Source organism: Rhodoferax koreense, from assembly GCF_001955695.1.
In the GTDB taxonomy this organism is placed as follows: Bacteria; Pseudomonadota; Gammaproteobacteria; order Burkholderiales; family Burkholderiaceae_C; genus Rhodoferax_B; species Rhodoferax_B koreensis.
On sequence record NZ_CP019236.1, the window covers coordinates 2,402,750 to 2,429,085 of the forward strand.

25 protein-coding genes are annotated in these 26,336 nt (G+C 66.8%); 19 read left to right on the forward strand and 6 right to left on the reverse strand.

The genetic code is table 11. The features are described 5' to 3' along the window. Window positions 1–94: 94 nt before the first annotated feature. From xdhC to RD110_RS28840, 3 genes are all read left to right on the forward strand, one after another. Window positions 95–910 (forward strand): xanthine dehydrogenase accessory protein XdhC, encoded by an 816-nt coding sequence (gene xdhC / locus RD110_RS11370; RefSeq protein ID WP_076199530.1) that lies wholly within the window; start codon window positions 95–97, stop codon window positions 908–910. Between the two features lie 231 nt (window positions 911–1,141). Further along, window positions 1,142–2,374 (forward strand): urate hydroxylase PuuD, encoded by a 1,233-nt coding sequence (locus RD110_RS11375; protein WP_076199532.1) that lies wholly within the window; start codon window positions 1,142–1,144, stop codon window positions 2,372–2,374. Window positions 2,375–2,495: 121 nt separating this feature from the next. Then, complete coding sequence (locus tag RD110_RS28840; protein WP_076199534.1) at window positions 2,496–4,037, forward strand: methyl-accepting chemotaxis protein; 1,542 nt, start codon at window positions 2,496–2,498, stop codon at window positions 4,035–4,037. Window positions 4,038–4,040: 3 nt separating this feature from the next. On the opposite strand, the gene RD110_RS11385 is transcribed toward RD110_RS28840, so the two are convergent. Both RD110_RS11385 and RD110_RS11390 read right to left on the reverse strand, forming a co-directional pair. Next, complete coding sequence (locus RD110_RS11385; RefSeq protein ID WP_076199536.1) at window positions 4,041–5,156, reverse strand: DNA alkylation repair protein; 1,116 nt, start codon at window positions 5,154–5,156, stop codon at window positions 4,041–4,043. A 3-nt stretch (window positions 5,157–5,159) separates the two neighbouring features. Continuing rightward, the gene (locus tag RD110_RS11390) at window positions 5,160–5,702 is read right to left on the reverse strand and encodes an NUDIX domain-containing protein (RefSeq protein WP_076199538.1); all 543 of its coding nucleotides are present in this window, start codon (window positions 5,700–5,702) and stop codon (window positions 5,160–5,162) included. 133 nt (window positions 5,703–5,835) lie between these two features. Here RD110_RS11390 and RD110_RS11395 point away from each other — a divergent pair, with 133 nt between their 5' ends. From RD110_RS11395 to RD110_RS11470, 15 genes are all read left to right on the forward strand, one after another. Beyond that, window positions 5,836–6,570, forward strand: coding sequence for an ABC transporter substrate-binding protein (locus RD110_RS11395; protein ID WP_076199540.1), 735 nt, complete (start codon window positions 5,836–5,838; stop codon window positions 6,568–6,570). Window positions 6,571–6,782: 212 nt separating this feature from the next. Beyond that, a complete protein-coding gene (atzF, locus tag RD110_RS11400; protein WP_275425871.1) occupies window positions 6,783–8,501 on the forward strand; it encodes an allophanate hydrolase in 1,719 nt (572 codons plus the stop codon). Window positions 8,502–8,538: 37 nt separating this feature from the next. Then, window positions 8,539–9,552 (forward strand): ABC transporter substrate-binding protein, encoded by a 1,014-nt coding sequence (locus RD110_RS11405; RefSeq protein WP_076199544.1) that lies wholly within the window; start codon window positions 8,539–8,541, stop codon window positions 9,550–9,552. Window positions 9,553–9,562: 10 nt separating this feature from the next. Continuing rightward, window positions 9,563–10,387: an ABC transporter permease gene (locus tag RD110_RS11410; RefSeq protein ID WP_076199546.1), complete on the forward strand. Its 825-nt coding sequence runs from the start codon at window positions 9,563–9,565 to the stop codon at window positions 10,385–10,387. Window positions 10,388–10,543: 156 nt separating this feature from the next. Then, entirely contained in the window at window positions 10,544–11,365 is an 822-nt protein-coding gene (locus RD110_RS11415) for an ABC transporter ATP-binding protein (protein WP_076199548.1), read from the forward strand. Beyond that, window positions 11,362–11,568, forward strand: a complete 207-nt coding sequence (locus tag RD110_RS11420) for a DUF4089 domain-containing protein (RefSeq protein WP_076199550.1) — start codon at window positions 11,362–11,364, stop codon at window positions 11,566–11,568. The genes RD110_RS11415 and RD110_RS11420 overlap by 4 nt, the downstream gene beginning before the upstream one ends. Next, the gene (locus RD110_RS11425) at window positions 11,565–13,025 is read left to right on the forward strand and encodes an AtzE family amidohydrolase (protein WP_076199552.1); all 1,461 of its coding nucleotides are present in this window, start codon (window positions 11,565–11,567) and stop codon (window positions 13,023–13,025) included. The genes RD110_RS11420 and RD110_RS11425 overlap by 4 nt, the downstream gene beginning before the upstream one ends. Window positions 13,026–13,037: 12 nt before the next feature. After that, a complete protein-coding gene (gene hpxZ, locus RD110_RS11430) occupies window positions 13,038–13,418 on the forward strand; it encodes an oxalurate catabolism protein HpxZ (RefSeq protein WP_076199554.1) in 381 nt (126 codons plus the stop codon). 137 nt (window positions 13,419–13,555) lie between these two features. Continuing rightward, window positions 13,556–14,671: a BMP family ABC transporter substrate-binding protein gene (locus RD110_RS11435; protein WP_076199556.1), complete on the forward strand. Its 1,116-nt coding sequence runs from the start codon at window positions 13,556–13,558 to the stop codon at window positions 14,669–14,671. Between the two features lie 110 nt (window positions 14,672–14,781). Next, window positions 14,782–15,876, forward strand: coding sequence for an ABC transporter permease (locus tag RD110_RS11440; RefSeq protein WP_076204821.1), 1,095 nt, complete (start codon window positions 14,782–14,784; stop codon window positions 15,874–15,876). Then, window positions 15,873–16,793 (forward strand): ABC transporter permease, encoded by a 921-nt coding sequence (locus RD110_RS11445; RefSeq protein WP_076204822.1) that lies wholly within the window; start codon window positions 15,873–15,875, stop codon window positions 16,791–16,793. The genes RD110_RS11440 and RD110_RS11445 overlap by 4 nt, the downstream gene beginning before the upstream one ends. 8 nt (window positions 16,794–16,801) lie before the next feature. Next, on the forward strand, window positions 16,802–17,509 hold the full coding sequence (gene biuH, locus RD110_RS11450) for a biuret amidohydrolase (RefSeq protein WP_076199558.1): 708 nt from the start codon (window positions 16,802–16,804) through the stop codon (window positions 17,507–17,509). 449 nt (window positions 17,510–17,958) lie between these two features. Next, complete coding sequence (locus RD110_RS11460) at window positions 17,959–19,587, forward strand: ABC transporter ATP-binding protein (protein ID WP_076199562.1); 1,629 nt, start codon at window positions 17,959–17,961, stop codon at window positions 19,585–19,587. A gap of 14 nt (window positions 19,588–19,601) precedes the next feature. Continuing rightward, window positions 19,602–20,267, forward strand: coding sequence for a cysteine hydrolase family protein (locus RD110_RS11465; RefSeq protein ID WP_076199564.1), 666 nt, complete (start codon window positions 19,602–19,604; stop codon window positions 20,265–20,267). Window positions 20,268–20,305: 38 nt separating this feature from the next. Then, window positions 20,306–21,037 (forward strand): GntR family transcriptional regulator, encoded by a 732-nt coding sequence (locus RD110_RS11470; protein WP_076199566.1) that lies wholly within the window; start codon window positions 20,306–20,308, stop codon window positions 21,035–21,037. A gap of 143 nt (window positions 21,038–21,180) precedes the next feature. Here the strand turns inward: RD110_RS11470 and RD110_RS11475 are convergent, their stop codons facing one another. The 3 genes from RD110_RS11475 to RD110_RS11485 all read right to left on the reverse strand — a co-directional run bounded on the left by RD110_RS11475 (window position 21,181) and on the right by RD110_RS11485 (window position 24,419). After that, window positions 21,181–21,996 (reverse strand): ABC transporter ATP-binding protein, encoded by an 816-nt coding sequence (locus RD110_RS11475; protein WP_076199568.1) that lies wholly within the window; start codon window positions 21,994–21,996, stop codon window positions 21,181–21,183. Window positions 21,997–22,057: 61 nt separating this feature from the next. Next, window positions 22,058–23,008 (reverse strand): nitrate ABC transporter permease, encoded by a 951-nt coding sequence (gene ntrB / locus RD110_RS11480; RefSeq protein ID WP_076199570.1) that lies wholly within the window; start codon window positions 23,006–23,008, stop codon window positions 22,058–22,060. 166 nt (window positions 23,009–23,174) lie between these two features. After that, the gene (locus tag RD110_RS11485) at window positions 23,175–24,419 is read right to left on the reverse strand and encodes a CmpA/NrtA family ABC transporter substrate-binding protein (RefSeq protein WP_076204823.1); all 1,245 of its coding nucleotides are present in this window, start codon (window positions 24,417–24,419) and stop codon (window positions 23,175–23,177) included. A 415-nt stretch (window positions 24,420–24,834) separates the two neighbouring features. Between RD110_RS11485 and tsaD the strand changes: the two genes are divergently transcribed. Then, the gene (gene tsaD / locus RD110_RS11490) at window positions 24,835–25,875 is read left to right on the forward strand and encodes a tRNA (adenosine(37)-N6)-threonylcarbamoyltransferase complex transferase subunit TsaD (RefSeq protein ID WP_204250053.1); all 1,041 of its coding nucleotides are present in this window, start codon (window positions 24,835–24,837) and stop codon (window positions 25,873–25,875) included. Window positions 25,876–25,934: 59 nt separating this feature from the next. Here the strand turns inward: tsaD and RD110_RS11495 are convergent, their stop codons facing one another. After that, window positions 25,935–26,315 carry an Hsp20/alpha crystallin family protein gene (locus tag RD110_RS11495; protein ID WP_076199572.1) on the reverse strand — a complete coding sequence of 127 codons (381 nt, stop codon included), beginning with the start codon at window positions 26,313–26,315 and terminating at the stop codon, window positions 25,935–25,937. Window positions 26,316–26,336: the final 21 nt, after the last annotated feature.

The window sequence follows — 26,336 nt, forward strand, 5'->3', positions numbered from 1 at the left end:
TGGCCTCCATGGTTGCTTCGACATGGTGCAAGGCATACTTTGCCTTACAAAACGAGGGTGCGATGTTGCGCCGACGCTGCCGAGGTTTCTTGTTGTGAATGGGATCGAGCATTTCCTGAGTCGCCTGGCCGGCCCCGTGGCCGCACCGGCGGTGCTGGTGAGCGTGGAGTCTACCCAAGGCTCGGTGCCGCGCGGTGTCGGCACCTGGATGGCCGTATTCGCCGACGCGATGGTGGGTACCATTGGCGGTGGTCACCTCGAGTTCGACGCCATCGCCGAAGCGCGGGCGCGGCTGGCCGGAGACACCGCCTCCGACGGCGAAACCAGGCGTTATGCCCTCGGCCCCAGTCTGGGGCAATGCTGTGGCGGCGTCGTGCATCTGCGTTTCGAGACGGTGGGTGTGGGCGACGTGGCGAGACTGCGCGCAAGGCTGCAGCGCCCGATGCGGCCGGTGGCGTTGTTCGGCGGCGGCCACGTGGGCAGCGCGTTGGCCCAGGTGTTCGCACCGCTGCCCTTCAGCCTGACCTGGATCGACAGCCGCGACGGCATCTTCCCCGAAAGCCTGCCCGGCCAGGTCGCTTGCGAAACTTCCGATCCCGTGCAGGCCGCCGTGCCCGGCTTGGCCGCCGGCACGCTGGTATTGATCATGAGCTTCAGCCACGCCGAAGACCTGGACATCGTGGCCGCCTGCCTGCTGCGCCAGCGAAGCCGCGGCGATCTGCCCTACATCGGCCTGATCGGCAGCGCCACCAAATGGGCCACCTTCCAGCGCCGGCTGCGCCAGCGCGGCTTTTCCGACACTGAACTGGGCCGGGTGACCTGCCCGATCGGCGTGCCCGGTATCCGGGGCAAGGAACCGGAGGTGATCGCTGTGGCGGTGGCGGCACAGTTATTGCAAATCGAAGGCTGAGGAGGCACGGGAAGAGCGCGAAGGCGGTGAGCCGCCTTGTTTCTCTTCTTACAATCGATACAACAGGCCGCAGCGGCGCAAGGCTCCATCGCTCAACGCGATCGGGTTTTTGTTCGCGGCCGATTGCCTGCTCAGAGCGCCCGCGGTGGTGAGCAGGTTGGGACATCAAAAATGTGCCGCGATGGAACACGTCCTCCCGGACGGGCGCGCAGGCACCCGAAAGGTTGAGAGATGGAAAGTTATTACCTCGACTGGGCCAACCTGCTGCTGCGCTGGGTCCACGTCATCACCGCGATCGCCTGGGTCGGCTCGTCGTTCTATTTTGTCTTCCTCGACAGCAGCCTCACGCCGCCGGAAGACGACGACCTCAAACGCCAGGGCGTGAGCGGCGAACTCTGGGCCGTGCACGGCGGCGGTTTCTACCACCCCGTCAAGTTCGCCGGCGCCCCGCCCAAGCTGCCCGGCCACCTGCACTGGTTCTACTGGGAAAGCTACACCACCTGGATCACCGGCTTCAGCCTGTTCACCGTTTCCTACCTCTGGAACGCCAGCGTCTACCTGATCGACCGTTCGCTGATGAACTGGTCGCCGGGCGCGGCCATCGGCGTGGCGCTTTCCTTCCTCGTGGTGTTCTGGATGTTGTACGACGCGATCTGCCAGGTGTTCGGCAAGCGCCGCAACGGCGACGCCATCGTCGGCCTGCTGGTGGGCCTGTTGGTGTGCTTCGCTGCGTGGCTGGCCTGCCACTGGTTCGCCGGGCGCGCGGCCTTCCTGCTGGTGGGCGCGATGATCGCCACCACCATGAGCGCCAACGTGTTCTTCTGGATCATCCCCGGCCAGCGCAAGATCATCGCCTCGATCAAGGCCGGCACGCCGGTCGACCCGGTGCACGGCCAACGTGGCAAGCAGCGCAGCGTGCACAACACGTATTTCACGCTGCCGGTGCTGTTCGCCATGCTCAGCAACCACTACAGCTTCACCTACAGCCATCCGCAGAACTGGCTGGTGCTGATCGTGATGATGTTCGCCGGCGCGGCCATCCGCCAGTTCTTCGTCATGCGCCACGGCTGGAAGCTCGGTCGCAACCGCAACCCGATCGGCTATGCGCTGGTCGGAGTGGCCGTGATCGCCGGCGCCGTCGCCTGGATGAAGCCGCTGCCGCAGCCCGTGGCGGTGTCGGCGACGCCCAACGCGGGGGGCGCCACGAACACCGCGGCGGCCGGCCCGGGCTACGCCGAGCTGCAGAAGGTGCTGGAGCAGCGCTGCTACCTGTGCCACGGCGCGCAGATGCAGATGAAGAACGTACGGCTGGACTCGCCGGCGAATGTCAAGCTGCATGCCCAGGCGATCTACCAGCAGGCCGTGGTGACCAGGATCATGCCGATGGGCAACGCCACCAACATCACCGAGGCCGAGCGTGCGCTGATCGGGCAGTGGTTTCAAGCTGGCGCCAAGACGGAATAGTCTGATCCGATTTCCGTCACAGGGGCTGAGGGTATTTCATCAGCGTAACGGGACCGTGGCTGTGCCAAATGTCCTGCATTGCGTGTAGAGTGTTTCTGCTCGTAATCAGCCGAAAGCCGCCATGCGTTTGAACCTTGCCATTCGCCACAAGATGCTGGCCTTCAGCCTGTTGGGGCTCCTATTCGTGCTCGCCGTGGGGGGCATCGGCTATGCGGCCGTGACGCAGCTCGCGGAAGCTTCGAACCGTCTGACTGAGACCAGTTCGGCGTTGAAGAACCAGATGGAGGCCGACATGATGCACGACGCGCTGCGCGGCGACGCCCTGCGCGCCATGCTGGCCGGCAGCCGCAAGGAAAGCTCCGAGCAGGCGGCCGTCCAGACCGAGCTGGACGAGCACGTGAAGCAGTTCCGCCAATCCCTCGAAGATCTGCGCGCCACGGCGCTCGACCCGCAGGTCGGTGCCGCGATCGTCAAGCTCCGCCCCGCACTCGACGCTTATGTCGCCAGCGCCGGCCAGGTGGTGCGCCTGGCCTTCAGCGACACGGCCGCGGCCGATGTGCAGATGACGGGCTTCAGCGCGGCGTTCAAGACGCTCGAGGACGAGATGGAGACGCTGGGCGAAATGATCGAGGCCCAGGTCAAGGCCACCGAAGCCGAGAGCGTGTCCATGGCCGCCACCGCGCGGCTCACGATGCTGGTCACCGCGGTGGTGTCGGCGGCGCTGCTGTTCGTGATCGGTGTCGTCGTCGGACGCAGCATCACCGGCCCGCTGGACCGTGCCGTGGCCATCACCCGCACCGTGGCCTCCGGCGATCTGGGGTCGCGCATCGAAGTCACCGGCACCGGGGAGACTGCCGAACTGCTGGGCGCGCTGAAGACCATGAACGACAGCCTGGTGCAACTGGTGGGCACGGTGCGCAAGAGCAGCGAAAGCATCGCCACCGGCTCCAGTGAAATCGCCAATGGCAGCGTGGACCTGAGCCAGCGCACCGAAGCGCAGGCCGCCAGCCTGGAGCAGACTGCGGCCTCGATGGAACAGCTTACCGCCACCGTGCGGCAGAACGCGGACACCGCGCGCCAGGCCAGCCAGATGGCGGCCAGTGCCTCCGAAGCCGCGGCCCAGGGCGGCGTGGTCGTCGGCCGGGTGGTCGCCACCATGGGCGACATCACCAGCAGCGCGCGCAAGATCGCCGACATCATCGGCGTGATCGACGGCATCGCGTTCCAGACCAACATCCTCGCGCTCAACGCCGCGGTGGAAGCCGCGCGCGCCGGGGAGCAGGGCCGCGGCTTCGCCGTGGTGGCCAGCGAGGTGCGCGGCCTGGCGCAGCGCAGCGCCGAGGCGGCCAAGCAGATCAAGACGCTGATCGGCGAGAGCGTGGGCAATGTGGAAGCGGGCACCACGCTGGTGGCCGACGCCGGCAAGTCCATGCAGGACATCGTGGCCCAGGTGCAGCGCGTGAGTGTGCTGATCAACGAGATCAGCGCCGCGAGCTCGGAGCAGACCACCGGTATCGGCCAGGTCGGTCAGTCGGTGGCGCAACTGGACCAGGTCACCCAGCAGAACGCGGCGCTGGTGGAGGAAAGCAGCGCCGCCGCGGCCAGCCTGAAGCAGCAGGCGGCGCAGCTCGCGCAGGTGATCAGCCGATTCAGGCTGGCTTAGCCATCACGCCGTCTTCAGTTCGAAACTACCGAGTTCTTCGGCGCGGCCATTGAGGATCGCCTCCACCCGGTGCAGGCCGGGATAGTGCTTGCGCGTCGTCATCTCGGCAAGTGAGATGGATTTGCCCACGCGCTGTGTTTCGTGTGCGGCCAGATCGAGCGTCTTGAGTTTGAATACCTTGGCGCGGCTCTGGCCGTTGGCCTTGACGTAGTGCACCGCAAAGTCCACAAGCACGCGCTGCGGCCCGGCGGTGGTGTTGGTCACGTCGAAAGCGATGCTGAGCGTGCCGCCGACCAATGCCTGCTGCGGCGTCACGCTGGGGCGGGCGATCGCCACCTCGGCCGACGCACCGAAGCCCAGCGCCGCCAGTGCGCCCGGCTCGCCCCGTTTCACCGCCGAACGCAGCGCGTGCTGCACCACCCAGCGCCGCTCGGGCGTGGCGCCCTGCAGCCAGTCCTGCGCGGTGGCCGTCAACACGTCGGGATGGTCCTTGCCGATGTCGTTCAGGTTGTTGGCCACCGAGCGCCGCACATAGAGCGCGGGGTCGTCCTTGAGCCGCTCCAGCAGCGCCAGCACCGGGGTCGGGTCGCGCTGGAATGCCGGCAGGCGCGGCGCCCAGGGCAGCCGTGGCCGCGTACCCTCGGAGACCAGTCGGCGAACGTGTTCGCTCGGGTCGCGTGTCCACTCGGCCAGACGGGCGAGTGTGGCTTCGGGCCGGTGCTGCAGGAAAGGGCGGATGCTGAATTCGGCGGTGAAGCGTTGGGTGAGCATGTGTTGCGCCTGCATCGACGCCTCGAAATGGTCGAGCCCGAATTCGGCCACGAACACCGTGTGCGGCAGGAAAAGGAAAGACGCCAGCGACAGCCCCGGCGCGCGCCCGTGCGGCTGGTCGACCGAGGCCAGCAGGATGCGCAGCGCCTCGCCAAAGTCCGGCGGCAGGTGTCGCTGCAGGGCTCGTGCGATATGCCGGCCACGCGGCATCAGGGCCAACGCGTCGTAGCCCGCTAACGCGTCGTGCAGGAAGGCATCGACGGGAAAGCGTGGATGCACGCTGGCGATCATGCGCGCGATGGCCTGGGGGACATCGGGTCCGTATTGGGCGACGAGGGGTTCGGCCATGCCTCAGATCCATCCCTTCATCCGCAGCAACCCAAACGCCGCCACCGTCGAACCGTCGCGGATCACGCCGTCCAGGATCATGCGCTCGACTTCGTCGATGCTGAAGTCCCGTGAGATCAGGCCTTCTTCTTCCGATTCGAGTTCGGTCGGCCCCGGCGTGAGTTGCGTCGCCAGGTAGACGTCGAAACCTTGCTTGGTGTAGCCGTAGGCCGCGAACAGGTTGCCGGCGTAACGCCATTCGGCGGCGGTGAAGCCGGTTTCCTCGCGCAGCTCCGTCGCGGCTTGGGCCTGGCGGTCGACCTCACCACCGGTGGTAGAGCCCTGGGGGAATTCCCAGAAACGTTCGCCGACCGGGTAGCGGTACTGCTGCACCAGGTGCATGCGGCCGTCCTGCACCGGCACGACGAGGGCGAAGTCGGGTTTCTCGACCACACCGTAGAGGCCGATGGCGCCGCTGGCGCGCACGATCCGGTCCTCACGCACCGTCATCCACGGGTTCTGGTAGGCGATGCGAGTAGCGATGGTCTGGATTTCCGGTTCTGGCATGTGGGGCTCCGTGGTGGCGCAGGGGCGGGCCCTTTACTGTAGCGCCTGCCTGCGGCATCCTCGGGGTCTGTCGGTCCAACATGCGTGGGCCGGGTCCATCATTTCCGTCGCCGCCCGGCGGCCACCAAGCACCATGTCCATTCACGCTGAGCTCGTCCAAACCTTCGCCCCGACCGGTACGCTGCGCGCGTCCATCAACCTGGGCAATCCCATCCTGGCGAACCTCGGCCAGGACGGCAAGCCGTTCGGCGTTTCCATCGATCTGGCCCGTGGCTTCGCGCGCCTGCTCGGTGTCGAGCTTGAGCTGGTGGTGTTCGATACGGCCGGAAAATCGGTGGAAGCCGTGACGCAGGCGCAGGCCGATTTCGGATTCTTCGCGGTCGATCCGGTGCGTGGGGCCGGCATCGACTTCACCGCGCCGTATGTGCTCATCGAAGGGGCCTACCTGGTCAGGCAGGCATCGCCGCTGCAGGCCAACGACGAGGTCGATCGGCCCGGCCAGCGCGTGGTGGTGGGCAAGGGCAGTGCTTACGACCTCTACCTCACGCGCGAGCTCAAGCAGGCGGAAATCCTGCGTGCGCCGAGTTCCCCCAAAGTGGTCGACAGCTTCCTCGAACTGGGCGCCGAAGTCGCCGCTGGCGTCAAGCAGCAGCTCGAGGCCGATGCGCAGCGTGTGCCCGGCCTTCGTCTGCTGCCCGGGCGGTTCATGGTGATCCAGCAGGCGATGGGCCTGCCCAAGGGACGTGGTGCGGCGGCGGCATCGGTGTTGCGCCGATTCGTCGAAGACATGAAGGCGAGCGGCTTCGTCGCCGAAGCACTGCAACGGCACGGCATCCAGGGCGCTTCGGTGGCGCCGGCGCAGGGCTGACGTGGCCTGGCTGCGCATCGTGCGATAGCCAGATCCTTTACGAGGTAAGGCCGAGCGGAACCCGGCTGGGGTAGCGGCGCCTTCCTCCCGGCCGCTCAGCACCGCCCGGCCGGGCGGCCACGGCGCCAACACGCGCCACAGAACACCGGAAGCGATCAACTGGCACGGCGCTTGCATCTCAACTTGTACACAAGTTAGGATGCCTTAAAGTGGTGCAAGAAAAAACTTTTTCCGACATGGGCCGCGCAGCCGCCCTGGCCGACCCGGCCAACGCCTGGATCACCCGTTCGGACAAGCCTGTCGCGCTGGGCGAGGCCGGTGCCTTGTCCGGCCTGGCCTTCGCGGTCAAGGACAACATCGACGCCGCCGGTTTCCCCACCACGGCCGCGTGCCCGGCCTTCGCCTACCAGCCCACGGCGCACGCCAGCGTGGTGCAGAAACTGCTCGAAGCCGGTGCGGCGCTGCACGGCAAGACCAACCTCGACCAGTTCGCGTGTGGCCTGAACGGCACGCGTTCGCCGTACGGCCCGGTGCCGAACGCCTTCGATCCGGCCTATGTGTCGGGCGGCTCGAGTTCCGGTTCGGCCTATGTGGTGGCCAGCGGGCAGGTGGACTTCGCGCTGGGCACGGACACGGCCGGCTCGGGCCGCGTGCCGGCCGGCCTGAACAACATCGTCGGCATCAAGCCGTCCAAGGGCCTGCTGAGTGCGTGCGGCGTCGTGCCGGCCGCGCAGAGCGCGGACTGCGTGTCGATCTTCGCGCGCACCGTGGACGTGGCGGCGCGGGTGTTGCACGTGGCGATGGGCTACGACCCGCGCGATCCCTATTCGCGGGGACTGCACCTGGCCGATACCGCCTGGCCGGCTGCATTCCGTTTCGGCGTGCCGTCTACGCTGGCGTTCTTCGGCGACCGGGCGGCGGAAGCTGCGTTCGCCGAATCCATCGCGCGGCTCGAAGCCATGGGTGGCATCCGGGTCACGATCGACTACACGCCGCTGGCCAGCGCCGCCGCACTGCTGTATGAAAGCGCCCTCGTGGCCGAGCGCTACGCGGCGGTGCGCAGCTTCTTCGACGCCCATGCCGATGCGGTGGTGGAGCCGGTGCGCGGCATCCTTGCCGATGGCCAGGCCTACAGCGCGGCCGACCTGTGCGAAGCCCAGACGGCCCTGCGCGGCTACGGCCAGCAGGCCGCGGCCATGTGGCGGGACATCGACGTGCTGCTCGTGCCCACCGCGCCCACGCACTACACCGTGGCCGCGATGCAGGCCGACCCGGTGGCGCTGAACCGCAACCTCGGCGCCTACACCAATTTCGTGAACCTGCTCGACTACGCCGCCATCTCGGTGCCGAGCACGATGCGGCCCGATGGCCTGCCGTTCGGCATCACCTTCATCGGCCCCTGCGGCAGCGACTGGCAGTTGGCCGACCTCGGCCAGCGTTATCACCATTCGACCGGGCTGACGCAGGGCGCTACAGGTGAAGCCTTGCCGCCGGCGCAGCCGATCGCCGGCATCAAGGCCGCGAGCGAGGTGCCCATGATCCGTGTGGCCGTGGTCGGCGCCCATCTCTCGGGCATGCCGCTGAACGGCCAGCTCACCGAACGCGGCGCCTCGCTCGAACGCACGACCGAAACCGCGCCCGACTACCGGCTCTATGCCTTGCCGAACACCGTGCCGCCCAAGCCCGGCCTGCTGCGCGTGGCGCCGGGACAGGGCAGCCGCATCGCCGTCGAGGTCTGGCGCATGCCGGCCGCGCTGTACGGCAGCTTCGTCGCGCTGATCCCGCATCCGCTGGGCATCGGCACGCTGAGCCTGGCCGACGGCAGCAGCGTGCAGGGCTTCATCTGCGAGCCGCTGGCGCTGGCCGGCGCACGGGACGTCAGTGAGTTCGGTGGCTGGCGCGCGTACATCGCCTCGCTACAGGCCAAGTGACCCGGTTCTTTTGTTTTCCATTTTTGCAGGAGCTTTCATGAAACCAGTCGATACCACCCCCCCGCGCAGCGCATCGCGACGCCGCATCCTGCAAGCCACGGGCGCTTCAGCGGCGCTGGGTCTGATCGGCGCGCCGGCCATCGTGCGGGCGCAGGCCGGCCCGAAGATCCGCGTCGGCTACTGGCCGGTGGCTGCGGGCCTGCCGTTCTTCGCGGCGATCGAGAAGGGCTACTTCAAGGAGGCCGGCCTCGAGGTGGAGGCGCTCAAGTTCGCCGGCGCGCAGCAGGTGATGGAAGCCATGCTGTCGGGCCGCTCCGACGGCAGCTCCAATGGCACGGGCGCGGCCAACCTGGCCATCGGCGAGATCGCCCAGCCCGGCCTGTTCAAGATCTTCGCCACCAACCCGAGCAACGCCAAGTACGTGCTCGACGAGTTCATCACCGCGAAGGACAGCCCCATCAAGACCATGGTCGACCTCAAGGGCAAGAAGGTCGCGTCCGGCCCCGGCATCCAGAACGTCACGCTGTGCAAGACCATGCTGGAGCGCGCCGGCGCCACGGGGGCCACGGTGAGCGAGCTGCCCATCGGCCAGCACATCGCCTCGCTCGTCGCGGGCCAGGTCGACGCGTGCTACACGCTCGAGCCCACCGGCACCATCGGCCGCATGAACGGCACCACGCGGGTGATCGAAGCCGGCGTGGTGGCCAAATACATCCTGGGTGACGCCATGGCGCCGTGGCACGGCGGCGCGGCCAGCCTCACCACCGAGTTCATCAAGAAGAACCCTGAAGTGGCGAAGAAGTTCATCGCCGCCTACGCCAGGGGCATCGAGCTCGTGCGCACCAAGCCCGAAGAGGCGCGCCAGTTCATGAAAGGCTACACCGCCATCGAAGGCCCGCTCACGGCCGAGGTGCCGCTGGCCTCCTACATGCTTTACAGCGAGTTCAAGCCCAGCGACCTGGCCTACTTCCAGAAGTTCTACGACCTGTTCACGGAGAAGGGCATCTTCGAGAAGAAGGTCGTGGTCGATGGCCTGATCTACAAGGCCTGAGGCTGTCACCATGGCCGACACCACGACAACCCCGGGCGCCTGGGCGCCACCCGCCAAGGCCGCATCCGCCGCGCCGAAGCCCCCGGTGTGGGACCGCTTCCTGCCTGTCATCGGGCCGATCGCGCTGTTCATCATCTGGGACCTGGTGGTGCGGCTCGGCTTCATCAAGCCGATCCTGCTGCCCACGCCCTTCGACACGGTAACGGCGCTGGTCACCGGCCTGGCCGGTGGCCCGCTGCTGCTCGACTTCGGCGTCACCGTGATGCGCACGCTCGAAGCCTTCGTCATCGCCGGCGTGGTCGGCGTGCCGCTCGGTGTGCTGCTCGGCAGCAACGAGCGGGCCTACCGCAGCGTGGAATTCCTGATCGACTTCTTCCGCTCCACGCCTTCGTCGGCGCTGATTCCGCTGTTCCTGCTGATCTTCGGCGTGTCGGACATCAACAAGGTGGCCATCGCCGCCTTCGGCGCCTTCCTCATCGTGATCTTCAACAGCGCCTATGGCGTGATCAACGCGCGCAAGCAGCGCGTAATGGCGGCACGGGTGATGGGCGCCTCGCGCTGGCAGATCTTCAAGGACGTGCTGATCTGGGAGAGCCTGCAGCCCACCTTCGTCGGCCTGCGCTCCGCCGTGTCGATGGCCCTGGTGATCGTGATCGTGGCCGAGATGTTCATCGGCTCCGACAACGGCCTGGGTCACCGCATCATCGATGCGCAGCAGGTGCTCAACGTGAAGAGCATGTACGCGGCCATCCTCGCGGCCGGTGCGCTGGGTTACGCCCTCAATATCCTGTTCCTGATCGCGGAACGAAAAATCGTGCATTGGAGCGGACGATGAAAGGATTGAACACCCCCAGGCTTGCTGACTTCGTGTGGCCACCAACCCCCATGCAGGGGGCGACACCTGCGGCCTGGCAAAGCCAGTTCCGCGGTGTCCCTGGAATGGCTGATCTGCCGGCGCCGATGTTGACTTGTTGCATCAAGGAGCTTTGATATGTCTGCTGTCTTAAACGGCCCGGTGTACGCCGACGTCCCGGTACGCCCCTACCAGCCTGGCCCGGCCGGCACCCACATCACCATCCGTGGACTCACCAAATACTTCGCGGGCTGGCCGCTGTACGAGGACTTCAACCTCGACATCCCGAAGCACAAGATCGTGTCGGTGTTCGGCCCCAACGGCTGCGGCAAGAGCACGCTGATCAACATGATCGCCGGGCTGATCCCGATCGACGCGGGGCAGATCCTGTTCGACGGCAAGAGCCTCAAGGACACCAAGATCGGCTACGTGTTCCAGAACTACCGCGAGGCCATGTTCCCGTGGATGCGCACCATCGACAACATCGCCTATCCGCTCAAGCTCGAAGGCCGCAGCAAGGCCGAGGTGGATCGGCGCATGGCCGAACTCGTGGCCTCGTTCGACGTGAAGTTCGATCTGAACCGTTTTCCCTACGAGCTCTCTGGCGGGCAGCAGCAGACGGCGTCCATCATGCGCGCGCTGGCCCCCGGGCCCGAGGTGCTGTTCCTCGATGAGCCGTTCTCCGCGCTCGATTTCGAGATGACGCTGTTCATCCGCGAGAAGCTGCAGGAAGTTTTCATGCAGACCGGCACCACCATGCTGCTGGTCTCGCACGACCTGGAGGAGGCGGTGTACCTGGCGGACGAGGTGCTGCTGCTGACCAAGCGGCCGACGCGCGTGGCTGAGATCCTGCCGTACAACGACCCGCGGCCACGCACGGTGGACACCTTGTCGGCCCCGAGTTTCATCAGCGCCAAGAAACTCAGCCTGGAGATCTTCCAACGCGAGGTGCGCCGATGAGTCCGGCGCAGATCGAGGCCTATGTCGATGCCGCTTCGGCGCTGCTTGACCTGACCATCGAAACCGCCCACCGCCCCGGCGTGCTGCGTTACTTCGGGCTCGCGGCGGACATGGCGGCGCTGGTCGATGCAGTGCCGCTCGAACCGCATCACGAGGCGGCCGTGCACTTCACGCCGATTTCACCGCGCGAAGGTGAAGCATGAGCGCCACGGACGAACTGTTCACCATGGACGGTGCCGCCATGGCCGAGGCCGTGCGCAGCGGCCGGCTCAGCGCCACGGCGTTGGTCCAGGCCAGCTTGGCCCGCATCGCCGCGACCGACGGCCAGGTCAACGCCTTCACCGACGTGGTGCGCGAACGTGCCTTGAAGCGGGCCGCCGAGCTCGATGCGCAGCTGGCCGCCGCACCATCGGGCCCGCTGCGCGAACGGCCCTTGCTCGGCGTGCCGTTCGCGGTGAAGAACCTGTTCGACATCGCCGGCATCCGCACCCTGGCCGGCTCGAAGATCGAACGCGACAGCGCACCGGCCACGGCCGATGGCGTGCTGGTGCAGCGCATGGAAGCGGCCGGCGCGGTACTGGTGGGCGGCCTGAACATGGACGAATACGCCTACGGCTTCACCACCGAGAACAGCCATGAGGGCCCGGTGCGCAATCCGCACGACCTGTCGCGCATCGCTGGCGGTTCGTCGGGTGGATCGGGCGCGGCCGTGGCGGCAGGGCAGGTGGCGATCACGCTGGGCTCCGACACCAATGGCTCGATCCGCGTGCCGTCTTCGCTGTGCGGCATCTTCGGCCTGAAGCCGACCTTCGGCCGGTTGCCGCGCACCGGCAGTTTCCCGTTCATCTCGAGCCTGGACCATCTTGGCCCGTTCGCGCGTTCCGCGCGCGACCTGGCGCTGAGCTACGACGCGATGCAGGGACCGGAAGCCGGCGCGGGCACGGCCGCCGAAGGTTATGACCCCGGTGCCGCGCAAGGCGCGATCGAGCCCACCGTGGCGCAGCTCGGCCTCGGCACGCAGGGCCTGCGCATCGGTGTGCTCGGCGGCTACTTCGAGCGCAATGCGCAGTCGGCGGCATTGGCCGCGGTGCATCGGGTCGCCGAGGCCTTGTCGGCCGTCGAGCGGGTGGAGCTGCCGCTGGTCGAGGCCGGCCGCGCCGCGGCCTTTCTCATCACCAACGCCGAGGCTGGCGCCTTGCACCTGGCCAATTTGCGCCGCCGTCCCAACGATTTCGAACCGCTGTCGCGCGACCGCTTCCTTGCCGGTGCGATGTTGCCCGCGGCCTGGGTGGCACGGGCGCAGCGCGTGCGGCGCGCCTATGCGGAGGCCGTGGCGCGTGTGTTCGAACACTTCGACATCCTGCTTGCGCCGGCCACGCCGTGCGCGGCCACACCCATCGGCACCGAGAGCTTCGAGATCAACGGCCGCAGGCTGCCGCTGCGCCCGAGCATGGGCTTGCTGACGCAGCCGATCTCGTGCATCGGCCTGCCGGTGTGCGCGGTGCCGGTGTGGGGTGCCGATCCCAGATTGCCCGGCCTGCCGATCGGCGTGCAGGTCATCGGCGCGCCCTGGCGCGAAGACCTGGTGCTGCGCGTGGCGGCAAGCCTCGAAGCCGCCGGCGTGGTGCGTGCGCCGGTCGGCCCCTGCACGTTTTTCTGAAAGGCCCCGACGATGATCCACGCCACCAACCTGCCCAAGGTCCATGCCGAAGTCAGCGCCGTCTTCGCGCAGTACGAAGACGCCCTGGTGAACAACAAGGTCGAGGTGCTCGACGCCCTGTTCTGGAACAGCCCGCACACGCTGCGCTACGGCACGGGCGAGAACCTCTACGGCTTCGAGGCGATCCAGGCGTTCCGCGCCGCCCGGCCGGCGCAGGGCCTGGCGCGCACCGTGCTCAAGACCGTCATCACCACCTACGGCTACGACTTCGCCACCACCAACATCGAGTTCCAGCGCGAAGGCAGCAGCAAGATGGGCCGGCAGAGCCAGACCTGGTTGCGCACCGAAAAGGGCTGGAAGGTCGTCGCTGCGCACGTGAGCCTGATGCCGTGAAGCCCCGGAACCGCAGGCACAGAATTTGCGTCCTGACTTGTATCCAAGATTGAAGTTGCCCATTCGCACCGTTTTGATCCACCCATTCACGCGATCCATACCCGATCCACACCTGATCCTTTGACCCGGAGAACACCATGAGCCAGCACAACCCCCATCGCCGCGATTCCCTCAAAACCCTGGCCGCACTCGGCGCCGCTGGCACGCTCGGTGGCTGGCAAGGCCTTGCCCGGGCCCAGGCGCCCTTGACGGTCGGTGTGATCTACGTCGGCCCGCGTGACGACTACGGCTACAACCAGGCCCATGCCCAGGCCGCGGCCGAGGTCAAGAAGATGGCCGGCATCAAGGTGGTCGAGGAAGAGAACGTGCCAGAGACGGCGGCCGTGCAGAAGACCATGACCGGCATGATCAAGCAGGACGGCGCCAAGCTGCTGTTCCCCACCTCGTTCGGCTATTTCGATCCGCACATCCTGGCACTCGCGCCCAAGAACCCCGACGTGCGTTTCTCGCATTGCGGCGGCATGTGGAGCGAGGGCATGCCCAAGAACGCGGGCAGCTTCTTCGGCTACATCGACGAATGCCAGTTCCTCAACGGCGTGATCGCCGGCCACATGAGCAAGAGCGGCAAGATCGCCTTCGTCGCGGCCAAGCCGATCCCGCAGGTGCTGCGCAACATCAACGCCTTCACCATGGGCGCGCGCTCCGTCAAGCCTGGCATCACCTGCAGCGTGATCTTCACCGGCGACTGGTCGATGGCCGTGAAGGAAGCCGAGGCCACCAACAGCCTGGCCGACCAGGGCTGCGACGTGTTCACCATGCACGTGGACGGCCCGAAGGTCATCGTCGAGACGGCGGCCAAGCGCGGCAAGATGGTCTGCGGCTACCACGCCAGCCAGGCCAAGCTCGCGCCGAATGCCTACCTCACCGGTGCCGAGTGGAACTGGCTCACCGCCTACAAGACCATCATCGAAGCCGCGCAGACCGGCAAGCCGCACCCCAACTTCCTGCGCGGCGGCCTGAAGGAAGGCTACGTGAAGATGTCGGCCTACGGCGCCATGGTGACGGACGCCGCCAAGAAGCAGGCCGACGACACGAAGGCCAAGATGGTGGCCGGCAGCTTCGACATCTTCAAGGGCCCGCTCAAGGACAACAAGGGCAAGGAAGTGATCGCCGCGGGCAAGGTGTTCAAGCAGACGGACATCGAGCTCGAGAAGATGAACTACCTGGTCGAGGGTGTGAACGGTAGTTTCTGATTGCGCGCTCGTTCGCCTGAGCCGGTCCTTCGACAGGCTCAGGACGAACGGGAGAAATTATCCGTTCGCACTGAGCTTGTCGAAGTGCTGGACGTTCAAAGGAAATGCCCATGCGCATCCCCGTGAAAGAAATCGCGCTGCCGGTGCTGGCCATTACCGCCGCACTCGGCATCTTCGGCATCCTCGTGTGGTTCGCCGGTGTGAGCCCGGTGGAGGTCTGGGCGACCCTGTTCAAGGGCGCGTTCGGCGACTGGTTCTCGTGGCAGAACACCTTGCAGCGCGCCGCACCGCTGATGCTGACCGCGCTGTGCGTGGCGCTGCCGGCGCGCGCCGGCCTGGTCATCATCGGCGGCGAGGGCGCGCTGGTGCTCGGCGGCCTGGCCTGCGCGGCCATGCCCTATGTGATGCCGCTGCCCGACAACATCGTCGGCACCATCATGGTCTGCGCCGCGGGCGCGCTCGCGGGTGCGCTGTGGATCATGCTGGCGGGCTGGCTGCGCCAGTTCCGAGGCATCAACGAGACCATCAGCAGCCTGCTCCTGGCCTACATCGCCATCGGCATCTTCAAGCATCTGGTCGAGGGCCTGCTGCGTGACCCGGCGAGCCTGAACAAACCTTCCACGCTGTCTTTGTCCGAAGGCATCCGCATCGGCGGCATCGCCGGCAGCGACGTGCATTGGGGCCTGGTGCTCGGTGTGATCGCCTGCCTGGGGCTGGGTCTGTGGCTGCGCGCCACGGCCTCGGGCTTTTCGATCCGCGTGGTCGGCGGCAACCCGCGCACCGCGCAACTCGTGGGCCTGCCCGCGAACCGATTGATCCTTGCCGCCTGCGGCCTCGGCGGCGCCTGCGCTGGCCTGGCCGGCGCGGTGGAGGTGGCGGCCGTGCACACCAATGCCAACGCGTCGCTGATCGCTTCCTACGGCTACGCGGGCATCCTGGTGTCCTTCATCGCGCGGCACTCGCCCGTCGCGGTGGTTCCGGTGGCGATCCTGTTCGGCGGCTTCGGCGCGGCGGGCAGCTTGCTGCAGCGCCGGCTGGGCCTGCCGGACGCTTCGGTGCTGGTGCTGCAAGGTATCGCCTTCGTGCTGATCCTGGCCAGCGAGGCGCTGCGCCACACCGACATCAAGGCATCGCTCGCCAAGTGGGCCGCGCCGCGCCCGCCGGCCGCGGTGCCCGGCACCATGCACAAAGGGTTGCCATCATGACCGCCGACCAATGGATCGCGCTGGCCGCCGGCATCGGCGGCGGCGCGCTGCGCGTGGGCGTGCCCTTCCTGTTCGTGAGCCTCGGCGAATGCCTTACGGAGAAGTCGGGCCGCATCAACCTCGGCCTTGAGGGTGTGCTGGTGCTGTCGGCCATGGCCGCTTTCGGCGGCTCCTATCTCACCGGCTCGCCCTGGGCTGGCGTGTTGCTCGGCGCCTGCGTCGGAGCCTTGCTCGCGGCGCTGCACGGCGTCTTGTGTTCGCTCGATGGCGTGAACGACGTGGCCACCGGCATCGCGCTGATGCTGCTCGGCACCGGGCTGGCGTTCTACTTCGGCAAGGCCCTGATCCAGCCGCAGGCCGTGCAGCTTCCATCCATCCCGCTGGGCAACTGGAGCGACAACCCGGTCGTGCGCTCGGCGCTGCAGGTGAATGCCCTGCTGCCGGTGGGCATCGTGCTGGCTGTCCTCATGTGGTGGGCCTTTGCGCACACGCGGGCCGGCCTGCTGATCCGCATGGCGGGCGACTCGGCCAATGCGACGCGGGCGTTGGGTTATTCGGTGTCGGGCATCCGCATCGCGTCGACCGCGGCGGGAGGCTTCATCGCCGGGCTCGGCGGCGCATCGCTCACGCTGTTCTACCCCGGCAGCTGGAACGAAGGCATCTCCAGCGGCCAGGGCCTGATCGCCGTGGCGCTGGTGATCTTCGCGCGCTGGAGCCCGCTGCGCTGCGTGGGCGCGGCCCTGCTCTTCGGCGGTGCCGGCGCCCTCGGCCCGGCCTTGCAGAGCATCGGTGTGGGTTGGGGCTACCACCTGTTCAACACCGTGCCCTATGTGCTCACGCTGCTGATCCTGGTGATCACCTGCAGGCCCGGCACCGTGGTGGTGGGCAGCCCGGGCGAACTTTCATCGACACGCTGAACCTCCCTATGGACACACCGACCCGCTTCGTGACCGCAGATCCCTACGCCTGGCCCTACAACGGCGACCTGCGCCCCGACAACACCGCCCTCATCGTCATCGACATGCAGACCGACTTCTGCGGCAAGGGCGGTTACGTGGACGTGATGGGCTACGACCTGTCGCTCGTGCAGGCGCCGATCGTGCCGATCAAGCGCTTGTTCGAAGTGATGCGGCCCTTGGGCTTCACCATCATCCACACGCGTGAAGGGCACCGGCCCGACCTTGCCGACCTGCCGCCCAACAAGCGCTGGCGATCGCGGCAGATCGGCGCGGGCGGCGTGGGCATCGGCGACGACGGGCCGTGTGGCCGCATCCTGGTCCGCGGTGAACCGGGCTGGAACATCATTCCCGAACTCGCACCGATCGAGGGCGAGGTGGTGATCGACAAGCCCGGCAAGGGCTCTTTCTACGCCACCGACCTCGAACTCATCCTGCGCACGCGCGGCATCGAGAACCTGATCCTGGCCGGCATCACCACCGACGTGTGTGTGCACACCACCATGCGCGACGCCAACGACCGTGGCTTCGAATGCCTGCTGCTGTCCGACTGCACGGCCGCCACCGACCACGGCAACCACCTGGCCGCGTTGAAGATGATCACCATGCAGGGCGGCGTGTTTGGCGCACATGCGACCTCGGACGCGCTGCTGGCTGCCTTGGGGAGCAGGACGTGATCATGACCGCCGTCCGTCCCACCCCCGCTCGTCCTGAGCTTGTCGCCTTTCCCCCCGTTCGTCCTGAGCCTGTCGAAGGACCTGCTTCGGAGGCGAGGCTTCGACAGGCTCAGCCCGAACGGAGAGAGGGTGGGCAGGCCGGCCCCTTTCCCCCCGTTCGTCCTGAGCTTGTCGAAGGACCTGCTTCGGAGGCATGGCTTCGACAGGCTCAGCCCGAACGGAGAAGGGTGGGCAGGCCGGCCCCTTTTCCCCCGTTCGTCCTGAGCCTGTCGAAGGACCTGCTTCGGAGGCATGGCTTCGACAGGCTCAGCCCGAACGGAGAGGGGGTGGGCAGGCCGGCCCCTTTTCCCCCGTTCGTCCTGAGCCTGTCGAAGGACCTGCTTCGGAGACGCGGCTTCGACGAGCTCAGTCCGAACGGATATCTAGCGATCAACTGATGGAGTCCCCGCATGGCCGCACTTTCCCCTGACGCCATCGGCGGCCTGCCCGCCGGCACGGGCGCACTCGCGCTCGACACCTACCAGCTCACCAAGCGCTTCGGCAGCTTCACCGCGATGGACAGCGTGACCATGCGGGTCGAGCCCGGCACGGTGCATGCCTTGCTCGGCGAGAACGGCGCGGGCAAGAGCACGCTGGTGAAATGCGTGGCGGGCTTCCAGCGCGCGGAGGAGGGCAGCGTGCTGATCGACGGCCGCGAGCAGGACATTGCCAACCCCATCGTGGCGCGCGCGCTCGGCATCGGCATGGTCTACCAGCACTTCACGCTCGCGCCGGGCATGACGGTGGCCGAGAACCTGCTGCTGGCCGGCGGCAAGACACCGGCACTCATCGACTGGAAGGCCAAGCGCGTGGAACTCGAGGCCTTCCTCGCCACCACACCGTTCAGCCTCGATCTCGACGTGCGGCCCGCCGAACTCGCGGCCGGCGAGAAGCAGAAGCTCGAACTGCTGAAGCAGCTCTACCTGAAGCCGCGCCTGCTGATCCTCGACGAACCGACTTCCGTCCTCACGCCGCAGGAGGCCGACGAAGTGCTCGGCCACGTGCGCGACTTCGCCAGGAGTGGCCAGTGCACGGTGCTGATCATCACGCACAAGTTCCGCGAGGTGATGGCCTATGCCGACGCCGTCACCGTGCTGCGCCGTGGCAAGGCCGTGCACCACACCCGGGTGGCCGACACCGATCCGCAGCGCCTGGCCGCGGCCATGATGGGCGAGGGCGCCGCACCGCCGCCAGAACTGGTTCTGGCCGAAGATTCAATGCCAAATGGGCCTCCAGCGCCTATGAATAATGCGCAAGAAGCTATTAAAAAGGTAGCAAATGGATCGAGCTACGCGCTGCAGGTCGACAACCTCAAGGCCCAGGGCGACCGCGGCACGCTGGCCCTGCACGACATGAGCCTGGCCGTGAAGCCCGGCGAGGTGCTGGGCGTGGCCGGTGTTTCCGGCAACGGCCAACGCGAACTCGTCGAAGCGCTGGTGGGCCAGCGCGCACGCCTGTCCGGCCAGGTCCGCGTGATGGGCGAGTCCTACAACGCCACGCGCGAGGAGAACCGCCGCCTCAAGGTGCGCAGCCTGCCCGAGGAGCCGCTGCGCAACGCCTGCGTGGGCGACCTCAGCGTGGCCGAGAACATGGCGCTGCGCGACTTCGACCAGCCGCCGCTGGCAAACCCCAGGCTTGGTGGCCTGTTGAACTTCCCCGCCTGGCGCAGCCGGGCGCGCGAATGGATCGCCGAATACGGGGTGAAAACCCAAGGCGAGGGCGCGCCCATCAAGAGCCTTTCGGGCGGCAATGTGCAGCGCGCCGTGCTGGCGCGCGAACTGGCCGGCGACATCAACGTGCTGATCGCGGCCAACCCGGTGTTCGGCCTGGACTTCGCTGCCGTGGCCGAAATCCATTCGCGCATCCTGAAGGTGCGTGACCAGGGCGGCGCCGTGTTGCTGATCAGCGAAGACCTCGACGAACTGCTGGAGCTCTCCGACCGCATCGTGGTGATGAGCGAAGGGCGCGTGGTTCATGAGACCCTGGCCGCGACCGCGGACCGCCACGAACTCGGCGCCTTCATGGGCGGCGGCCATTGAACGAAAGTACTTTCATGCAGATCGACGCCACACCCTTCCCCTACCGCTTCGACGTGGCGCACACCGCGCTTGTGCTGATCGACATGCAGCGCGACTTCATCGAGCCCGGCGGCTTCGGCGAGACGCTGGGCAACGATGTGTCGCTGCTCGAAGCCATCGTGCCGGCCGCCCGGGCCATGCTCGAAGCCTGGCGCGCGGCTGGCGGCCTGGTGGTGCACACGCGCGAGGCGCACCGGCCGGACCTGTCGGACTGCCCGCCCGCGAAGCGCGACCGCGGCAACCCGACGCTGCGCATCGGCGACGCGGGGCCGATGGGCCGCATCCTGGTGATGGGCGAGCCGGGCAACCAGATCATCGAGGCGCTCGCGCCGGTGGATGGCGAACTGGTGATCGACAAGCCCGGCAAGGGCGCCTTCTATGCCACCGGGCTGCACGAGACACTGCAGGCGCGCGGCATCACCCACCTGCTGTTCGGCGGCGTGACCACTGAGGTGTGCGTCCAGACCAGCATGCGCGAGGCCAATGACCGCGGCTACGATTGCCTGCTGCTCGAAGACTGCACCGAGAGCTACTTCCCGCACTTCAAGGCCGCGGCGCTGGAGATGATCCGTGCGCAGGGCGCCATCGTCGGCTGGACGGCGCCGAGCTCGGCCGTGCTGGCGGCGCTGCATTCAGGTTAAGGTAGGGGCCCGTTCCGCTGTTTCGTCGCGCCGTCTCCATGCCCAATACCGTTTCCAAGAATTCACCTGTCGCCGACATTCCCGTCTTCCGTTCGCGCGCCGACGAGGTGTACGCCCAGCTCAAGCGCGATGTGGCCGACTTCAAGCTCGTGCCCGGCGACCGCTTCACCGAGAACGAGATCAGCGAACGCCTCGGCGTCTCGCGCACGCCGGTGCGCCAGGCGCTGTTCCGGTTGCAGCAGGAGGGTTTCGTCGAGGTGCTGTTTCGCAGCGGCTGGCGTGTGCTGCCCTTCGACTTCGACCAGTTCGAGCAGCTCTACGACCTGCGCATGGTGCTGGAGACCACGGCCATCCGCCGGTTGTGCGAGGACGCGGTACGGGTCGACCATCCCATGCTCGACGCGCTGGCCGCGATCTGGCTGGTGGCGCCGGCCGCGCGCAGCAGCGACATGGCGCAGGTGGCGGAATGGGACGAGAACTTCCACTGCGCCATCGTGGCCGCCGCCGGCAACGCGGAGATGGCGCGCGTGCACCGCGACGTGACAGAGCGCATCCGCATCATCCGCCGGCTCGACTTCACGCAGCAGCCGCGCATCGACGCCACCTACGAGGAACACATCAAGATCCTCAAGGCCGTGCAGCACAAGCGCGGCGACCAGGCCGCCATGCTGCTGCGCGCCCACATCGAAACCAGCCAGGCCGAAGTGCGCAAGATCACGCTGCACCAGGTGCACCTGGCGCGCCAGGGCGGCAAGGCCGGGGCGAAGTAGATTTGCCAATTGCGCGCGTCCTATCGCGCGCGCACACCCACCCACCCGTTCGCACTGAGCTTGTCGAAGTGCCTGTTGCCCGTAGTCAAGGCTTCGACAAGCTCAGCCCGAACGGAGGTGCTTTGAAATCTCCGCAGTAGCTTTCAGGCCGTCAGCTTTTCGACATGCGCCTGGCGCGTGTAGAGGAAGTCGATCACCGCCTTGCGGTAGTGCGCGTAGTCGGCGTCTTCGGCCAGTGCGATGCGGTCGCGCGGGCGGGGCAGGTCCACCTGCAGCACTTCGCCGATGGTGGCAGCCGGCCCATTGGTCATCATCACGATCTTGTCGGACAGCAGCACGGCTTCGTCCACGTCGTGCGTCACCATCACTACCGTGCTTTTGGTCTTCTGCACGATGGCCAGCAGTTCGTCCTGCAGCTTGGCGCGCGTCAACGCGTCGAGCGCGCCGAAGGGTTCGTCCATCAGCAGCACCTTGGGCTCGATGCTGAGCGCGCGGGCGATGCCCACGCGCTGTTTCATGCCGCCCGAGATTTCGCCGGGCCGCTTCTGCGCGGCGGCGGTCAGGCCGACCAGGGCCAGCGCCGCATCGGTGCGGGCCATGAGCTGCGCCTTGGTCTCGGCCGCGCCGAACACGCGTTCCACGGCCAGGTAGATGTTTTCGAAACAGGTGAGCCAGGGCAGCAGCGAATGGTTCTGGAACACCACGCCGCGTTCGGGGTCGGGGCCCTTGATCTCCTTGTTGGCGCAGATCAGCGTGCCGTGCGTGGGCAAGGTCAGCCCGGCGATGAGGTTCAGCAGCGTGGATTTGCCGCAGCCCGAATGGCCGATCAACGCCACGAATTCGCCACGCGCCACGCTGAGGTTGATGTCGCGCAGCGCGGGGAACGAACCCTTGGCCGTCTTGAAGGTCTGCTCGACCTGGTGGATCTCTATGTACTTGCTGGTCAATCCTGAGCTCATTTGGAAACCTCCGTGCTTCGCACTGCGGTGCGAGCTTGCTTGAAGCGGTTCTGCGCTGCGCTCATGACTTCACCTCTTCAAAAGTAAACGCCGTGGCCAGCTTGATCAGTGCGTATTCGAGCAGCAGCCCGACGATGCCGATCACAAAGATGGCGATGATGATGTTCTTCACGTTGAGGTTGTTCCACTCGTCCCAGACCCAGAAGCCGATGCCCACGCCGCCGGTCAGCATCTCGGCGGCGACGATCACCAGCCACGCCGTGCCCACCGCCAGCCGCACGCCGGTGAGCATGTAGGGCAGCACGGCGGGAAACAGGATCTTGGTGAGGATCTTCCATTCGGAGAGGTTCAGCACCTTGGCGACGTTCATGTAGTCCTGCGGCACGCGCTGCACGCCCACCGCGGTGTTGATCACCATCGGCCAGATCGAGCAGATGAAGATGGTCCAGATGGCGGCCGGGTTCGCGCCCTTGAAGACGAGCAGGCCGATCGGCAGCCAGGCCAGCGGCGACACCGGCCGCAGCAGGCTGATGAGCGGATTGAACATGCGGCTCAGGAACTCGAAGCGACCGATGGCGAAGCCCGCCGGAATGCCGACGACGGCCGCCAGGCCGAAGCCGAGCGCCACGCGCTGCAGCGAACTCAGGATGTTCCAGCCCACGCCCTGGTCGTTCGGGCCCTTGCGGTAGAACGGGTCCTTGAACACGTCCAGCGCCTGCTGGAACGTGGCCCAGGGCGTGGGGAAGTTGCTGGTGCTGGTGCTCGCCACCATCTGCCACACGCCGATCAGCAGGGCCAGGCCGAGCACCGGTGGAAACACCTTCATCCAAAGGCCGCTCCAGTCGAAGGGCGGCTTGGCGCGTGCTGGCGGCGAAGCCGTTGCGATCGGGGCGCTCGCGTGCGTGGCGGCAGGCGTCGCGGTGGGGGACGTCCCGGCACGCAGCTCTGCAGGAGAGTCGACCTGTGCGTCGAACGGGATGCCGAGCGGCGAATGGAAAACGGCACTGACCATGGCTAGCTCCAGTTTGAAAGATGAATCGTTGATAGGAACGGAGCTAGAAAGCGTGGAGAAATCGTAGCGAGCGGGCCGAGGTCGCGTTGAGGACCGGAGCCGTACGCGCGTACGGCGAGGACCGCAAATGCGAGATCGGTCCGCGCAGTAGATTGATCCATGCTTTCTAGGCGTGCAGCTTGAAACCGTCGGCGTATTTCTTCGGGTCCTTGCCGTCCCAGACCACGCCGTCGAGCAGCTTGCTGCTGCGCATCGGGTCTTTCGGCAGGCTGACCTTCATCGCGCCGGCCACGTCCTTGTAGAGGTCGATCTGGTTGATCTGCTTGGCCACGGCCAGGTAGTCCGGGTGCTCCTTCAGCAGGCCCCAGCGCTTGTGCTGGGTGAGGAACCACATGCCGTCGCTGAGGTAGGGGAAGTTGACCGCGCCGTCGTCGAAGAACTTCATGTGGTTGGGGTCGTCCCAGGTCTTGCCCATGCCGTTTTCATAGCGGCCGAGGATGCGCTGGTTGATGGCGTCGGCGCTGGTGTTGATGTAGCTCTTCTCGGCCACCACGTCGGCCATCCTGGCCTTGTTCTGCAGGTTGGCGTCGATCCACTTGCCGGCCTCCATCACGGCCATCATCACGGCGCGGCAGGTGTTGGGGTGCTTCTTGACGAAGTCGGCGGTGGTGCCGAGCACCTTCTCGGGGTGGTCCTTCCAGATGTCCTGCGTGGTGATGGCGGTGACGCCGATCTTGTCGATGATGGCGCGCTGGTTCCAGGGCTCGCCGACGCAGAAGCCGTCCATGTTGCCCACGCGCATATTGGCCACCATCTGCGGCGGCGGCACGACGATGACCTTGGCGTCGGTCACGGGGTTGATGCCCGAGGCCGCCATCCAGTAATTGAGCCACATGGTGTGGGTGCTGGTCGGGAAGGTGCCGGCGAAGGTGTATTCGCGTTTCTCCTTGGCCATCAGCTTGGCCAGCGACGGGCCGTCCACCGCGCCCTTGTCGGCGAGTGCTTTCGACAGGGTGATGGCCTGGCCGTTGCGGTTCAGGCCCATCAGCACCGCCATGTCTTTCTTCGGGCCGCCCACACCCACGTGCACGCCGTAGACCAGGCCGTACAGCACGTGCGACATGTCGAGCTCGCCGTTGACCAGCTTGTCGCGCACGCCGGCCCAACTGGCCTCCTTGCTCGGCACGATCTTCACGCCGTATTTCTTGTCGAAGCCGAGCACCGAGGCCATCACCACGCTCGCGCAATCGGTGAGCGGAATGAAGCCGATCTTCACCTCTTCCTTCTCCGGCTTGTCGGAGCCCTGGGCGTATACCGCGGCGCGCAGCGCGGGTGTGAGTCCGACAGCGGCGACGGTGGCGGCCTGCAGGACGGTGCGGCGGCGCAGGCTGGTTTTCAGGAGATCGGTCATCGGTGGCATCCTCGTCAACTAGAGTGGGCTGGAAAAACAAAAAGGCGTCCCTCCACGCTGGTGCTGCAGAACTTTCTGCAGCGGCCCATGCGGGTTGGGGACGCCTTTGTCCGAGTCGACAGGTGGCCCGCCTTTGGGCCACCGGTGCGACGACCTTCGTCGGTCTTGCTCTATCTAAGCAAGGCCTGTGCCGGGTGTTGACTTGGCTGATTTGCTACTGATGTCATAGCAACATTCGCAGATTTGATGGGCACTGCAGCAGGATTTTCCCTAAAGGGACGGGGCGGCTGGGCCCGCGGCACTGTTGTTGTGCAGCGCACCAATCCGGTCGCCTCTCGCGGGCGTTGGTGTCCCCGGCACCGCGTCGGGAAGCCGTGCTCACCTACACTGCCTGGCTTCGACTGAAAGGCTTGCCGTGCTGGTATTGGGAATCGAATCTTCGTGCGACGAAACGGGCGTGGCCTTGGTGCATGCCGACGGCGCGGCGCTGCCCGTGCTGCTGGGGCACGCCCTGCACAGCCAGATCGAGATGCACCAGGCCTATGGTGGCGTGGTGCCGGAACTCGCCAGCCGCGACCACATCCGCCGCGTCCTGCCGCTCACCGAACAGGTGCTGGCCGAAACCGGGCGGGGTCTTTCGGAGGTCGACATCGTGGCCTACACGCGCGGGCCGGGCCTGGCCGGCGCGCTGCTGGTGGGGGCGGGCGTCGCCTGTGCGCTCGGCGCGGCACTGGATCGGCCTGTGCTGGGCCTGCATCACCTCGAAGGCCACCTGCTGTCACCTTTCCTGAGCGCCGATCCACCGGAGTTCCCGTTCGTCGCGCTGCTGGTGTCGGGCGGGCACACGCAATTGATGCAGGTGGACGGCGTGGGCCGCTACACCATGCTCGGCGAGACCATCGACGACGCGGCCGGCGAAGCCTTCGACAAGTCGGCCAAGCTGCTGGGCCTGGGCTACCCGGGCGGGCCCGCGCTCGCGCGGCTGGCCGAGCAGGGCGATGCCGCGGCCTTCAAGCTGCCGCGTCCGCTGCTGCACAGCGGCAACCTGGATTTCTCCTTCGCCGGGCTGAAGACGGCGGTGATGACACAGGCCAACAAGCTCGGCGACCAGCTCGAAGCCCGCAAGGCCGACCTGGCCGCGAGCACCGAGGCCGCCATCGTCGAAGTGCTGATGAAGAAATCGATGACGGCGCTCCGGCAGACCGGCCTGCGCCGCCTGGTGGTGGCCGGCGGCGTGGGCGCCAACCGCGCGTTGCGCGGCCAGCTGAACGCCGCGTGCGCCAAGGCCGGCGTGCGTGTGCATTACCCCGAGCTGCACCTGTGCACCGACAACGGCGCGATGATCGCCATGGCCGGCGCGATGCGGCTGCAATCGGGCATCGAGCAGGCGAACTGCGCCTACGCCTTCGACGTCAAGCCGCGCTGGCCGCTGGACCAATTGGTTCTGGCAACCTGAGCACGTAAAAAAAGCCGGATGGCCTGACGGTCATCCGGCTCGGCGTTGGGAAGCCGTGCTCAGTTGATGGCGAGTTGCGCCACGTTGGAGACGGGCGCCTTCTTGGCCAGCTTCAGGGTCAGCACGCCGTTTTCGAGCTTGGCGTCGCTGGCCGAGACATCGATGTCCTGCGGCAGTTCATAGGCGGCCTTGTACTTGCGCGGCGCATCGGGCTGGCTCTCGATGCGGACCACGCTGCCTTCGATGCCGATGGACAGCTGTTCCTTGGCGATACCGGGCACGTCGAAGCTCAGGGTGTAGGACTGTTCGTCCTGGGTGAGCTGGTAGCTCCGCTGGCGCGGGGCGGCGAGTTGTTCGTCGAGCAGGCGATCGAGCGAGCGCAGCGCATTCACGTGGGCGGAACGGCGGATCAGCGCTGGCGAGGTGGAAGCGAAAAACATGGTGTTGGTCCTTGTACACTG